9 protein-coding genes and 1 rRNA gene are annotated in these 13466 nt (G+C 48.1%); 9 read left to right on the forward strand and 1 reads right to left on the reverse strand.

Annotation, left to right across the window (positions count from 1 at the left end; translation table 11 throughout):
- The 6 genes from dnaA (at position 1) to gyrB (ending at position 6328) form a co-directional block, all read left to right on the forward strand.
- Positions 1 to 1347 (forward strand): chromosomal replication initiator protein DnaA, encoded by a 1347-nt coding sequence (gene dnaA, locus JRJ22_RS00005; protein WP_054942653.1) that lies wholly within the window; start codon positions 1 to 3, stop codon positions 1345 to 1347.
- 197 nt (positions 1348 to 1544) lie between these two features.
- Positions 1545 to 2687, forward strand: coding sequence for a DNA polymerase III subunit beta (dnaN, locus tag JRJ22_RS00010; protein ID WP_054942654.1), 1143 nt, complete (start codon positions 1545 to 1547; stop codon positions 2685 to 2687).
- A gap of 49 nt (positions 2688 to 2736) precedes the next feature.
- The gene (gene yaaA / locus JRJ22_RS00015; protein ID WP_206102615.1) at positions 2737 to 2964 is read left to right on the forward strand and encodes a S4 domain-containing protein YaaA; all 228 of its coding nucleotides are present in this window, start codon (positions 2737 to 2739) and stop codon (positions 2962 to 2964) included.
- A 23-nt stretch (positions 2965 to 2987) separates the two neighbouring features.
- Positions 2988 to 4106, forward strand: a complete 1119-nt coding sequence (recF, locus tag JRJ22_RS00020) for a DNA replication/repair protein RecF (protein ID WP_206102616.1) — start codon at positions 2988 to 2990, stop codon at positions 4104 to 4106.
- 16 nt (positions 4107 to 4122) lie between these two features.
- Positions 4123 to 4371: an extracellular matrix regulator RemB gene (gene remB / locus JRJ22_RS00025; RefSeq protein WP_206102617.1), complete on the forward strand. Its 249-nt coding sequence runs from the start codon at positions 4123 to 4125 to the stop codon at positions 4369 to 4371.
- Positions 4372 to 4417: 46 nt separating this feature from the next.
- Positions 4418 to 6328 carry a DNA topoisomerase (ATP-hydrolyzing) subunit B gene (gene gyrB / locus JRJ22_RS00030; protein WP_206102618.1) on the forward strand — a complete coding sequence of 637 codons (1911 nt, stop codon included), beginning with the start codon at positions 4418 to 4420 and terminating at the stop codon, positions 6326 to 6328.
- Positions 6329 to 6395: 67 nt separating this feature from the next.
- Here the strand turns inward: gyrB and JRJ22_RS00035 are convergent, their stop codons facing one another.
- The gene (locus JRJ22_RS00035; protein WP_206102619.1) at positions 6396 to 7271 is read right to left on the reverse strand and encodes a YheC/YheD family protein; all 876 of its coding nucleotides are present in this window, start codon (positions 7269 to 7271) and stop codon (positions 6396 to 6398) included.
- Between the two features lie 309 nt (positions 7272 to 7580).
- Between JRJ22_RS00035 and gyrA the strand changes: the two genes are divergently transcribed.
- The 3 genes from gyrA (at position 7581) to JRJ22_RS00050 (ending at position 13396) form a co-directional block, all read left to right on the forward strand.
- Positions 7581 to 10127, forward strand: coding sequence for a DNA gyrase subunit A (gyrA, locus tag JRJ22_RS00040; protein ID WP_206102620.1), 2547 nt, complete (start codon positions 7581 to 7583; stop codon positions 10125 to 10127).
- Positions 10128 to 10363: 236 nt separating this feature from the next.
- Positions 10364 to 11464, forward strand: coding sequence for an HD-GYP domain-containing protein (locus JRJ22_RS00045; protein ID WP_206102621.1), 1101 nt, complete (start codon positions 10364 to 10366; stop codon positions 11462 to 11464).
- Between the two features lie 384 nt (positions 11465 to 11848).
- Positions 11849 to 13396: ribosomal RNA gene (locus JRJ22_RS00050) — 16S ribosomal RNA — on the forward strand.
- Positions 13397 to 13466 lie beyond the last annotated feature (70 nt).

Consider the following 13466-nt stretch of genomic DNA (forward strand, 5'->3'; position numbering starts at 1 on the left):
GTGGACAGCCATACTTCCGAATTATGGCAGCAAATTTTATCGATTATTCAAACTAAACTAAGCAAACCGAGTTTTGATACATGGTTTAAAGCGACGAAAGCATTATCGTTTAGCTCTCAGGCCCTTATCATCTCGGCACCTACAACTTTTGCCGTAGAATGGCTGGAAAGTCGTTACACAAAACTGGTAGGAGCTACAGTTTATGAGGTTACCGGACAACAGGTGGACGTCAAATTTGTAATTGAGGAGAACAAACCCTCAGAGCCTGTAATTCAACAGATGGCACCTTCGCCAGCAGTATCGCGTGAAGAAGCGCAGACACATCTGCTTAATCCGAAATATACGTTCGATACGTTCGTAATCGGTTCCGGCAACCGTTTTGCGCATGCAGCATCGCTGGCTGTCGCCGAAGCGCCAGCCAAAGCTTATAACCCCCTCTTCTTGTACGGCGGCGTGGGACTGGGAAAAACCCACTTAATGCATGCCATCGGGCACTATGTGCTGGAACATAACCCAAACAACAAGGTTATTTACATCTCGTCCGAGAAATTTACGAATGAGTTCATCAATTCCATCCGTGACAACCGCGGCGAAAGCTTCCGCAACAAATACCGCAATGTTGACATTCTGCTAATTGACGATATTCAATTCCTGGCCGGCAAAGAGTCTACGCAGGAGGAATTTTTCCATACGTTTAATGCTCTGCACGAAGAACGCAAGCAAATCATCATCTCCAGTGACCGTCCGCCAAAGGAAATTCCAACACTGGAAGAACGGCTGCGCTCCCGGTTTGAATGGGGACTTATTACCGATATTCAGCCGCCGGATCTGGAGACACGCATAGCCATTCTGCGCAAAAAGGCCAAAGCGGAGAACCTTGACATTCCCAATGAGGCCATGATGTATATCGCTAACCAGATTGATACGAATATCCGTGAGCTGGAAGGCGCGCTGATCCGGGTTGTAGCTTACTCCTCACTAACCAACCAGGACGTAACCACTCATCTGGCAGCCGAGGCACTGAAGGATATTATCCCGTCCAGCCGGCCAAAAATGATCACCATCGGTGATATTCAGCAAAAGGTTGGAGAATACTACAATTTGCGCATGGAAGATTTCAAAGCTCGCAAACGCACCAAAGCCGTCGCTTTTCCGCGGCAAATCGCGATGTATCTCTCGCGTGAACTAACGGATTATTCGCTGCCTAAGATTGGTGAAGCCTTCGGAGGACGCGATCATACAACTGTAATTCATGCTCATGAGAAGATTACACAGTCATTAAAGGTCGATCAGGAGTTGTACAAAGTGGTCAATAATCTTGCGGAGAAAATTAAAAATCCTTCCTAAGAGGAACAAAGAGCCTATACACAATCTATACACATGTGGGTAGGCTTAATTTTATGCTGTTTACGGGAGTTATCCACATAAACGGAGCCCCTACTACTAATACTATTAAAGATCTATAATAATTCATCTTCTAAGAGCAGTTTTCAAAGAGGATAACCGTAAGCCCATTTCCCAACTTTTCAGCTAGGAGTGAAATTATGAAAATAAGCATTCTTAAAAATGAACTCAACGAATCCATCGGGCATGTATCCAAAGCTATCTCCAGCAGAACGACTATTCCGATTCTGACCGGCATCAAGTTTGAAGTCAGTCATCAGGGAGTTACATTGACTGCAAGCGACACGGATATTTCGATTCAATCCTTCATTCCGGCTGAAAATGACAGCCATACGATCGTAAAAGTTGAACAGCCTGGAAGCGTAGTGCTTCCTGCCAAATTCTTTGTTGAGATTATCAAGAAGCTTCCCTCCAAAGAAATTCACATGGAAGTCAAGGAAGGCTTCCAAACCTATATCTCCTCCGGATCCACCGAGATTCAAATCGTCGGCCTTGATCCTGAGGAATTTCCTGTTCTGCCCAGCATTGAAGAGAATGAAACGATCTCTCTGCCAGGCGACCTGCTGAAGAATATGATCAAACAAACTGCTTTCTCCATCTCTACCCAAGAAACAACACCAATCCTCACCGGGATCCTGTGGAATTTGAGCGATAATGAATTCAAATTCACAGCGACTGACCGCCACCGCCTGGCTACAAGAGCAGCGCACCTGGAGGGCACAGAAAGTGTACAATTTGCGAATGTCGTAATTGCCGGCAAAACGCTGAACGAGCTGAGTAAAATTATTCCGGACCAGAATATGCTGGTGGATATTGTCGTAGCCGATAACCAGGTTCTGTTCAAAATCGATAAAGTGCTGTTCTATTCGCGCATCCTGGACGGTATTTATCCGGATACTTCTAGAATTATTCCGACCAACTACAAAACAGAACTAACGCTCGACACAAAAAAATTAAGCGAATCCATCGACCGTGCTTATTTGCTGTCCCGTGAGGAAAAAACAAATATTGTACGCATGCAGACTTTGGATAACGGTGATGTTGAGATTTCCTCCAGCTCATCAGAGCTGGGTAAAGTCCGGGAAGAACTGGAAGTCATTGATTTCAAAGGCGAACCGCTGAAAATCTCCTTTAACTCGAAATATATGCTGGATGTGCTGAAGGTTGTCGAAAGCGAACAGCTGGTTATTGCTTTTACGGGCATGATGAGTCCGATCATCTTACGGCCGCTAGATGAGAGCCGCAGCCTGTATGTGATTCTGCCTTACCGCACAACTAACTAACGCCGTTGTTCACGAACCTGTGGATAAGTGGCGGAAAGGATAAAAAAACATGAAAAAAATACTTATCCACAGTGGATATATTAAGCTGGACCAATTCCTGAAACTCTCCGATTGTGTATCCACAGGGGGGATGGCTAAGGCTTTGCTGCAGGAGGGCCATGTGCTCATTAACGGAGAAAAAGAAGAACGGCGTGGAAGAAAGCTCTACCCGGGTGATAGAATAGAGGTACAGGATAACGGCGTTTTTGAGGTTGAAGGCGGCGGAATAAAAGAGTAGTACTTCGGGGAGGCTTAAGCTTCGTGTTTGTCAAAAATATCGGTCTGCAGCATTATCGCAACTACGGGTTGCTGCGTCTGGAGAGCCTGGGCGATGTAAACCTGATTCTTGGCCAGAACGCCCAGGGCAAAACAAACCTCATGGAGGCTCTGTTTGTCCTGGCGATGACCAAAAGCCACCGCACATCCAAAGACAAGGAGCTCATTTCGTTTGATGCTCCTGGAGGATCTGCTCAAATTGTTGCCGAAGTAGAGCGCAAATACGGGGATTTGAAGCTGGAGCTGACCTTATCCGCCCAGGGCAAAAAAGCCAGGATTAACGGACTGGAGCAGCGCCGGCTGAGTGAATTTGTCGGCTCGCTCAATGTAGTTATGTTTGCTCCGGAAGATTTGGAAATTGTCAAAGGTACGCCGGGTATCCGCCGCCGTTTTCTCGATATGGAAATCGGGCAGGTGCAGCCCAGCTACCTTTTTCACTTACAGCAATATCAGAAAGTCCTCCTCCAGCGAGGCAATTTGCTGAAGCAGCTATGGGGGAAGGAGGCTGCCGGCAGAGAGCTTTTAGAAATATGGGATGCCCAACTTGTAGAACATGGTGTTAAAATCGTCAAAAAAAGGAAACAATTCATAAAGAAGCTGCAAATATGGGCAGAAAGCATTCACCGGGGCATTACGAACGGCGGAGAAGAGCTTAAACTGCTGTATGTTCCTTCCTTCGGAGAGCGTGAAGAGGAAGATGAAGCTGTCTTATTGGACAAATTTATGTTAAAGTTATCACAAACGAGAGAACAGGAAATCAGGCGCGGCATGACGCTGACGGGTCCCCATAGGGATGACCTGTCCTTTTTTATCAACGGAAGAGAAGCTCAGGTCTACGGTTCCCAGGGACAGCAGCGTACGACAGCTTTATCGCTCAAGCTGGCGGAAATTGAACTGATCCATGAGGAAATCGGAGAGTATCCTGTGCTGCTTCTTGATGACGTTTTGTCCGAACTTGATCCCTACCGTCAGACCCAGCTTATCGAAACTTTCCAGAGCAAGGTGCAGACCTTCATCACCGCTACCGGTGTGGAGAGTTTAAATGCTGATAAGCTTAAGGACGCAAGCCTGTTTCATGTTCATGATGGAAAAGTGGAGAATTAAAGAGCGGAGGCAGAGCATGTATATTCATTTAGGCGGGGAGAAGATTATTAGGTCTTCAGAGTTGATTGCTATATTTGATATATCGATTGAGAAATCCTCCAAGGTGTCGAAGCAGTTCATCGTTCATTCGGGCCAGGACAAAAGATTGGAACGAATCGGTGAAGAGGAAGCAAAATCCATCGTCGTCACCAAAAATACGGTATACTACTCCCCCATATCCTCCTCCACTCTCAAAAAAAGAGCCAAAATCTTGTTAGAGATATAGTTTAATCTGGGTTACAAGAGATAATCTGAAAGAAGTAGGTGAAGGCATGTCAATGAATCAACCGACATATGATGAGAGCCAGATTCAGGTGCTTGAGGGGCTGGAAGCTGTTCGGAAACGTCCCGGCATGTACATCGGCTCTACTAGTGCCAAAGGTCTGCATCATTTGGTCTGGGAGGTTGTCGATAATAGTATCGATGAGGCGCTGGCAGGTTTTTGCGACCGGATTCAAGTGATTATACATGAAGATAACAGTATTACCGTTATTGATAACGGGCGGGGGATTCCTGTCGGCGAGAATGTGAAGCTGAAGAAATCAACGCTAGAAGTTGTAATGACTGTCCTGCATGCAGGCGGTAAGTTCGGCGGCGGAGGATACAAGGTATCCGGCGGTCTGCACGGCGTAGGGATTTCAGTCGTGAATGCCTTGTCCGAGAAGGTAGTTGTAAAAGTTAAGCGTGACGGCCATGTCTATCAGCAGGAATACAGACGAGGTGCCCCGCAGTATGATATCAGAATCGTCGGTGATTCCGATGAAACCGGCACAACTACAACTTTTCTCCCCGATCCGGAGATCTTTACCGAAACGACTGTTTTCGAATATTCTACATTGCTTACACGTATTCGTGAGCTTGCTTTTCTTAACAAGGGGATTGAGCTTTCGCTGCTGGATGAACGGACGGGAGTTTCCAACTCGTTCAGATATGATGGCGGTATCGTTGAGTATGTGAAATATTTGAACGAGAAAAAAGAAGCACTGCACGAGGAACCTATCTACGTGGAAGGCTCACGGGATATGATCGCAGTAGAAGTAGCTCTGCAGTACAACGATTCTTATACAGAGAACATTTACTCTTTTGCTAATAATATCAATACGCATGAAGGCGGAACGCATGAATCCGGCTTTAAGAGCGCCTTGACAAGAATAATCAATGACTATGCCCGCAAGACCGGGGTTATTAAGGATAGCAGCGGCAACCTGACCGGGGATGATGTGCGTGAAGGGTTAACGGCGATTATTTCCGTTAAAATTCCTGAGCCGCAGTTCGAAGGCCAAACGAAGACCAAGCTTGGCAACAGTGAAGTACGCGGAATTGTAGAGTCGCTGTTCGGGGAGAAGCTCCAGGAGTTTCTGGAAGAGAACCCCGCGGTTTCACGGCGTGTGCTGGAGAAATCCCTGCAGGCTTCCCGTGCCCGTGAAGCGGCCCGTAAAGCCCGTGAGCTGACCCGGCGTAAGAGTGCGCTTGAAGTCAGCGCTCTTCCCGGTAAGCTGGCTGACTGTTCGTCCAAGGATGCTTCAATCAGCGAGTTGTACATCGTCGAAGGGGACTCTGCCGGCGGATCCGCCAAGCAGGGGCGCGATCGCCATTTCCAGGCGATTCTGCCACTGCGCGGGAAGATCCTGAATGTCGAGAAAGCACGGCTTGACCGTATTTTGTCCAATGCCGAAATCCGGGCGATTATTACCGCTCTCGGAACAGGCATCAGCGATGATTTCGACCTGTCCAAAGCCCGTTATCACAAAATTGTTATCATGACCGATGCAGACGTCGATGGTGCCCATATCCGTACCTTGCTGCTGACCTTCTTCTACCGCTACATGCGGAAGATTATAGAAGCGGGATATATCTATATTGCACAGCCGCCGCTGTTCAAGATTGAGCGCAACAAAGTAATCCGCTACGCTCAAACCGAGAGGGAACGTGATGAAATTATCGCTTCCTTTGGTGAGAATGTTAAGGTCAATGTTCAGCGCTATAAAGGTCTCGGAGAAATGAATGCCACTCAGCTGTGGGATACTACCATGGACCCTGAGAGCCGTATGATGCTGCAGGTAACGATTGAGGATGCTATTTTGGCTGACGGTATTTTCGATACACTGATGGGTGACAATGTTGAACCGCGCCGTGAGTTTATTCAGGAGCATGCGCAATCGGTTCGTAACCTTGATATCTGATAATACCCCCTTACAGATACAGACCCCCGGCTTCTATTCGTAATTGAATAGCAGGCCGGGGGTTTTATTATAGTTTGGAGAGAAGTTTGCGGCGGGGGCGAGTTGCCGGCCGGGTTCTTTTTAAACGTCCATAGGCTACAGCATAGCGGTGAATTCTGCGGTAAATGGATTTATCGGGAAACATTTTGAACACCATGATCGCGGGGAGTGTATTAACCTCAAGCAGCCACAGGTCATGATGCTGGTCTATTGCCACGTCCAGCCCGATCTCTTTAAGTCCGGGGTAGGCCGTTTCAAGCTGTGCGCCAATTCTGACTCCCAACGATTTAAGCTGCTGAATCGTTTTCGCCATTTCCCCTGGATTCATATGCTCTTTAAACAATGCCTCCACGGAGATTATGCTGCCTCCGTTATGATAGTTCGTGACCACCTTTTGCGGTGCAGCTACTCTTCCGAGCATACCTGTGGTCTCCCAGGCGCCAGACGGATTTTTTTGCGTGAGCACGCGCAGATCAAACGGCCTTCCCTGGTGGCACAGCAGATCGATTCCCTGCTGCACCAGATATGGGCGTCCCTTGATTTTGGAAATTAATGCAGCATGAAGTTCTTCTACCGAGTTATATACCTCCGCATCCTTGGCATATCGTAAAATGTACATGACCTGCTCCTGTGTCTCGGGTACACTACTGTCTGCTGCTGTATCCTCAAGATCCGGTTGCTGTCCGCTGGGGCTTAAGCGTACTGTGCGCCGTTCGGCCCGCATAACCCCGGTACCATAGGTACCGCGGTCAGGCTTAATATATACCGTGCCATAGACTTCAAGCAGCTCAGACAAATGCTCCATCTTATATTTTCGCGTTTCCGGAATGAAGATCGCCAGCAGACGGTTTTGCAGGATGACTGCTGTTTTAGCCCATTTACTGGACACCCGTTGAATCCTCATTATCTTCCTCCTAGCCTATTCTTAATTGAATTTTGCATGCTTAATTGTCAGGACAAGCTAGCTAAATAATGTTATAATATAAGGATATGAGGTTATGCCTCTATGAGCGAAAATAGGGCCATAAAGCTACTCCTCTTGTCTGTATAGTCTATGTACTGAAGGCATTGGCGGAAAGGGCATATACCCCTACATGTGCTGAAAGAAATGAATAATAGCAGATATAAGGCTACCCGTGTTTAATTGTGCTGTTTTTGTGAAAGTAATATAATAAAGGGTAGCGGTTTTTAACTGAAGGAGGTCCAGCAACTCATGGCTGAACAAAATAACCCGCAAATCAAAGATCGGGACATTGGTGAGGAAATGCGCGAATCCTTTATGGATTATGCGATGAGCATCATTGTAAGCCGGGCTTTGCCGGATGTGCGGGACGGACTTAAGCCTGTTCACCGGCGCATTTTGTTTGCGATGTCGGAACTCGGAATGTCTCCGGATAAACCTCACAAGAAGTCAGCGAGAATCGTCGGTGAGGTTATCGGTAAGTACCACCCTCACGGAGACTCTGCCGTCTATGAGACAATGGTACGTATGGCCCAGGATTTCTCGATGCGGTATATGCTCGTGGACGGTCACGGAAACTTCGGTTCGATCGATGGAGATATGGCTGCAGCGATGCGTTACACAGAAGCACGCCTCTCCAAAATCGCAGGTGAAATGCTTCGTGATCTCAACAAAGAGACGGTTGATTTCGCACCCAACTATGACGGTGAAGAGCATGAGCCTGTAGTACTGCCTGCCCGTTACCCCAACCTGCTTGTTAACGGGGTAGGAGGGATAGCAGTAGGTATGGCTACCAATATTCCTCCGCATAATTTGGGAGAGGTCATTGATGGCGTACAGGCAATGATTAAGAATCCGGACATTACACCAATGGAACTTATGGAATATATTCAAGGACCGGATTTCCCTACGGCTGGATACATTTTAGGCCGTGAGGGTATTCGCCAGGCCTATCGTACAGGCCGCGGATCGGTTACGATGCGCGCCAAAGCGACCATTGAAGAGAACAATGGTAAAGCCCGGATCATCGTGCATGAACTGCCTTATCAGGTCAACAAGGCTAGACTGGTTGAGAAGATTGCAGAGCTTGTACGCGAGAAGCGGATTGAGGGTATTACCGATCTGCGTGATGAGTCTGACCGCACCGGTATGCGTGTAGTGATCGAGATGAGACGCGATGTTAATCCTAGTGTTGTACTGAATAACCTGTACAAGCATACGGCAATGCAATCTACCTTCGGCATCAATATGCTGGCAATCGTGGGCAATGAACCGAAGATTCTCAATCTTCGTGATGTGCTGTATCACTATTTGCAGCACCAAATCGAAGTTATCCGCCGCCGGACGATCTTTGATCTGAAGAAGGCAGAGGCACGGGCCCATATTCTGGAAGGTCTGCGCATTGCGCTGGATCATCTGGATGAGGTAATCGCCCTGATCAGAGCTTCACGGACAACTGATATCGCCCGTGAAGGCCTGATGGAGACCTTCAGCCTTAGCATCGAGCAGGCACAAGCGATCCTTGATATGCGGATGCAGCGTCTGACCGGTCTGGAACGTGAGAAAATCGAGAATGAATATAACGAGCTGCTGGCCAAGATTGCTGAGTACCGTGAGATTTTGGCTAACGAGCATCTTGTACTGGAGATTATCAGTAATGAGCTTCAGGAAATTCGCGATAAATATTCCGATGACCGCCGTACTGAAATCACCGTTGGGGAAGAGAGCATTCTCGATGAGGATCTGATTCCGCGTGAAGAAGTAGTCATTACCATTACGCATACCGGCTACATTAAGCGTCTTCCGGTTAACACCTACCGCAGCCAGAAGCGCGGCGGGCGTGGCGTCATTGGCATGGACACGAAGGATGAGGATTTCGTGGAGCATCTCTTCGTAAGTAATTCTCATAATTATCTGATGTTCTTTACCGATAAGGGTAAGGTATACCGGATTAAAGCTTATGAGATTCCAGAGCTTGGACGTACTGCACGGGGAACACCAATCATCAACCTGATTCAGATCGAGCAGGGTGAGAAGATCAGTGCAGTAATTCAGGTTGAAGAAGCTGACAGTGACAAGTATCTGTTCTTTGCGACCCGTGAGGGGATTGTGAAGAAGACGCCTCTGGAAGATTACAACAATATCCGCAAAGGCGGACTGATTGCGATCAATCTCCGCGAAGAGGATTCCTTGATCGAAGTGAAGCTGACCGACGGTCAGCAGAACCTGATTATTGGTACTGCACGCGGTATGTCAATTACCTTCTCCGAGAACGATGTACGTTCCATGGGCCGCAGTGCAACCGGCGTTAAGGGAATCACCCTTGATGACAATGACCATGTCATCGGTATGGATTGCGTGGACAAGGAGCTTGAAGTGCTGATCGTAACGACCAAGGGTTACGGTAAACGGACACCTGCCGGGGATTACCGTTCCCAGACCCGTGGCGGTAAAGGGATTAAGACGATTAATCTTACGGATAAGAATGGCCCGGTAGTCGGTCTGAAGGTTGTTAAGAATGATGAGGACCTGATGATAATCACGACAAGCGGAACATTAATCCGTACAAGCATGGATGGTATTTCTACAATGGGCCGTTATGCGCAGGGCGTTAAGCTGATCAACATCCGTGAGGATGATGCGGTAGCTACCCTTTGCAGAGCGGACAAAGAAGAGGAAGATCTGTCTGAGCACGAGGATGGCGAAGAAATCCAAGGTACAATAGTAGACGAAGTAGAAACGGTAACTGATTCAGAGCCTGAAGCAGATGTTGAAGGTGAAGAGGATAGTCACGAGTAGAATGAACTAATGAAGCATGAGTTTCTGATCCCAGGAGCTCATGCTTTTTTTATGTACAACAATATATTTTAGGAATTAACTGCACACTATCTAGTCGCTTGCCGATATCCATAATATAATTAGAGAGTTAGGTGGTTAGTTGCCGCAAGGTAGCATTGGTGGCCGGTAATGTTCAGTCTCTCCAGCAGAGCAGCATTCCTGGACGTAAGTTTCACAGAAACAGAGGGGCTGAGTTTATGCCAAACATATCCGTTGCAGAAGTAAAACCAGGTTCGAAAATTATTAAAGACGTCGTTACCCCCTTGGGGAGCGTGCTGTTTTCTAAGGGTAAGGTCATATTACCCCGGGATATTGAGATTTTGCAGGCTTTCCTGGTTCAACAGGTGGAGATAGAGGGAGCCCCGGGTGAGAACAAGCCTTCTGAGCCGGCTAAAGCCGGTACGAAATCTGTCTCGGTTAAAACAGGTGCTACCATCAATGAGTCGTTGCTTGCCAAGAGCAATTCTCCCCTTCATGATGAGTATGAGAAAATGCTGGCCCTAGTTAAGCAGAGCTACCGTTCTGTTGCTGCAGCTCCGCTGCCTATTTATGAACTGCGGAGTCAGTTAGAGGCACTGATCAACGAGCTCAAGGATTATCATGTCTTAAAATTTACTCCGCGTGTTATTAATGATCAGGACTACAATTATCATAATGCTGTACTTTCGGCTCTAACCTCTTATAAAATAGCCCAATGGTGCGGATATCCGCTGAAGGATTGGATGCAGGCTGCATTTGCCGGCTTGCTGCATGATATAGGAAATGTTAAGGTTGATGTCTCATTGCTGCAGAAGCCGACTCCGCTGAGCAGTGCTGAGTTAGAAGAGGTCCGCAGACATACAACCTATGGTTACCAGCTGCTCCGTAATGTTACGGCCATTAATGAAGGAGTCAGACTCGCTGCACTTCAGCATCATGAGAAAATAGACGGTTCGGGTTATCCGTTACACCTGGAGGGTACCCAGATTCATTTCTACGCTAAGATTGTTGCGGTGGCCGATATCTTCCACGCAATGACGCTGGAGAAAGCCTACAGGAAGGCACAGTCGCCTTACAAGGTGCTGGAGCAGATTCTGACGGAAAGCTTCGGTAAGCTTGATCCGGTAATTGTTCAGACCTTTATTCAAAAAACCACCGACTTATACAATGGAACCAGAATCAAGCTGAGTGATGGACGCCATGGTGAAATTATTTTCACTGACCGCAGCAATCCTACCCGTCCAATGGTTCAAGTCGAAGGCAAAATTGTAAATCTGATGCTTGAGCGCGAATTATACATTCAGGAGATCATCGCCTAGTTTCATTCCATGCATTGTATAAAGCTGTGTTACCTTCCGGTTCTGTTGTTTTGAAGATGGGAGGAGACACAGCTTTTAATATGAAAACAAATTTAAAATAATGCTTGCAATCAAACGCTATACATGATATATTCTATTTCTGGCCGCGAAACATCAACGCCGAGCTCGAAAAAAGAAATTAAAAAAAGAGCTTGCATTGAACGGCTGGATGTGATATATTATAAGAGTTGCTGGTGACGAGATGGTGGTCACTGACAACGAGCTTGATCTTTGAAAACTGAACAACGAGTGAGTATCTGGAGATCACTTCGGTGAGATCCAAAATTAGAGAATGCAAATTCTCGTCAGATGTTTCAAAATGAGCAATCGCTCTTTCTAAATACCAATTTGGAGAGTTTGATCCTGGCTCAGGACGAACGCTGGCGGCGTGCCTAATACATGCAAGTCGAGCGGAGCTTATCCTTCGGGATAAGTTTAGCGGCGGACGGGTGAGTAACACGTAGGCAACCTACCCCTCAGACTGGGATAACTACCGGAAACGGTAGCTAATACCGGATAATTCCTTTCTTCTCCTGAAGAAAGGATGAAAGGCGGAGCAATCTGCTACTGAGGGATGGGCCTGCGGCGCATTAGCTAGTTGGTGAGGTAACGGCTCACCAAGGCGACGATGCGTAGCCGACCTGAGAGGGTGAACGGCCACACTGGGACTGAGACACGGCCCAGACTCCTACGGGAGGCAGCAGTAGGGAATCTTCCGCAATGGGCGAAAGCCTGACGGAGCAACGCCGCGTGAGTGATGAAGGTTTTCGGATCGTAAAGCTCTGTTGCCAGGGAAGAACGTCCGGTAGAGTAACTGCTACCGGAGTGACGGTACCTGAGAAGAAAGCCCCGGCTAACTACGTGCCAGCAGCCGCGGTAATACGTAGGGGGCAAGCGTTGTCCGGAATTATTGGGCGTAAAGCGCGCGCAGGCGGCTATTTAAGTCTGGTGTTTAAACCTTGGGCTCAACCTGGGGTCGCACTGGAAACTGGATGGCTTGAGTACAGAAGAGGAAAGTGGAATTCCACGTGTAGCGGTGAAATGCGTAGATATGTGGAGGAACACCAGTGGCGAAGGCGACTTTCTGGGCTGTAACTGACGCTGAGGCGCGAAAGCGTGGGGAGCAAACAGGATTAGATACCCTGGTAGTCCACGCCGTAAACGATGAGTGCTAGGTGTTAGGGGTTTCGATACCCTTGGTGCCGAAGTTAACACAGTAAGCACTCCGCCTGGGGAGTACGGTCGCAAGACTGAAACTCAAAGGAATTGACGGGGACCCGCACAAGCAGTGGAGTATGTGGTTTAATTCGAAGCAACGCGAAGAACCTTACCAGGTCTTGACATCCCTCTGAATCCTCTAGAGATAGAGGCGGCCTTCGGGACAGAGGAGACAGGTGGTGCATGGTTGTCGTCAGCTCGTGTCGTGAGATGTTGGGTTAAGTCCCGCAACGAGCGCAACCCTTGACTTTAGTTGCCAGCAGGTAGTGCTGGGCACTCTAGAGTGACTGCCGGTGACAAACCGGAGGAAGGTGGGGATGACGTCAAATCATCATGCCCCTTATGACCTGGGCTACACACGTACTACAATGGCCGGTACAACGGGAAGCGAAGCCGCGAGGTGGAGCCAATCCCAGCAAAGCCGGTCTCAGTTCGGATTGCAGGCTGCAACTCGCCTGCATGAAGTCGGAATTGCTAGTAATCGCGGATCAGCATGCCGCGGTGAATACGTTCCCGGGTCTTGTACACACCGCCCGTCACACCACGAGAGTTTACAACACCCGAAGTCGGTGGGGTAACCCGCAAGGGGGCCAGCCGCCGAAGGTGGGGTAGATGATTGGGGTGAAGTCGTAACAAGGTAGCCGTATCGGAAGGTGCGGCTGGATCACCTCCTTTCTATGGAGAATCGTTCTCTGCAATGAGAACATTCAAATCGGAAGTATAACTTCCAAAACTCAGGTTTAGG

It is taken from the genome of Paenibacillus tianjinensis, assembly GCF_017086365.1.
GTDB classification, from domain to species: Bacteria; Bacillota; Bacilli; order Paenibacillales; family Paenibacillaceae; genus Paenibacillus_AQ; species Paenibacillus_AQ tianjinensis.

Coding starts and splice junctions, on each gene's coding strand:
- dnaN (WP_054942654.1), top strand. CDS start 1,545: ATGAAAATAAGCATTCTTAAAAATGAACTCAACGAATCCATCGGGCAT.
- yaaA (WP_206102615.1), top strand. CDS start 2,737: ATGAAAAAAATACTTATCCACAGTGGATATATTAAGCTGGACCAATTC.
- remB (WP_206102617.1), top strand. CDS start 4,123: ATGTATATTCATTTAGGCGGGGAGAAGATTATTAGGTCTTCAGAGTTG.
- gyrB (WP_206102618.1), top strand. CDS start 4,418: ATGTCAATGAATCAACCGACATATGATGAGAGCCAGATTCAGGTGCTT.
- JRJ22_RS00035 (WP_206102619.1), bottom strand. CDS start 7,271: ATGAGGATTCAACGGGTGTCCAGTAAATGGGCTAAAACAGCAGTCATC.
- gyrA (WP_206102620.1), top strand. CDS start 7,581: ATGGCTGAACAAAATAACCCGCAAATCAAAGATCGGGACATTGGTGAG.
- JRJ22_RS00045 (WP_206102621.1), top strand. CDS start 10,364: ATGCCAAACATATCCGTTGCAGAAGTAAAACCAGGTTCGAAAATTATT.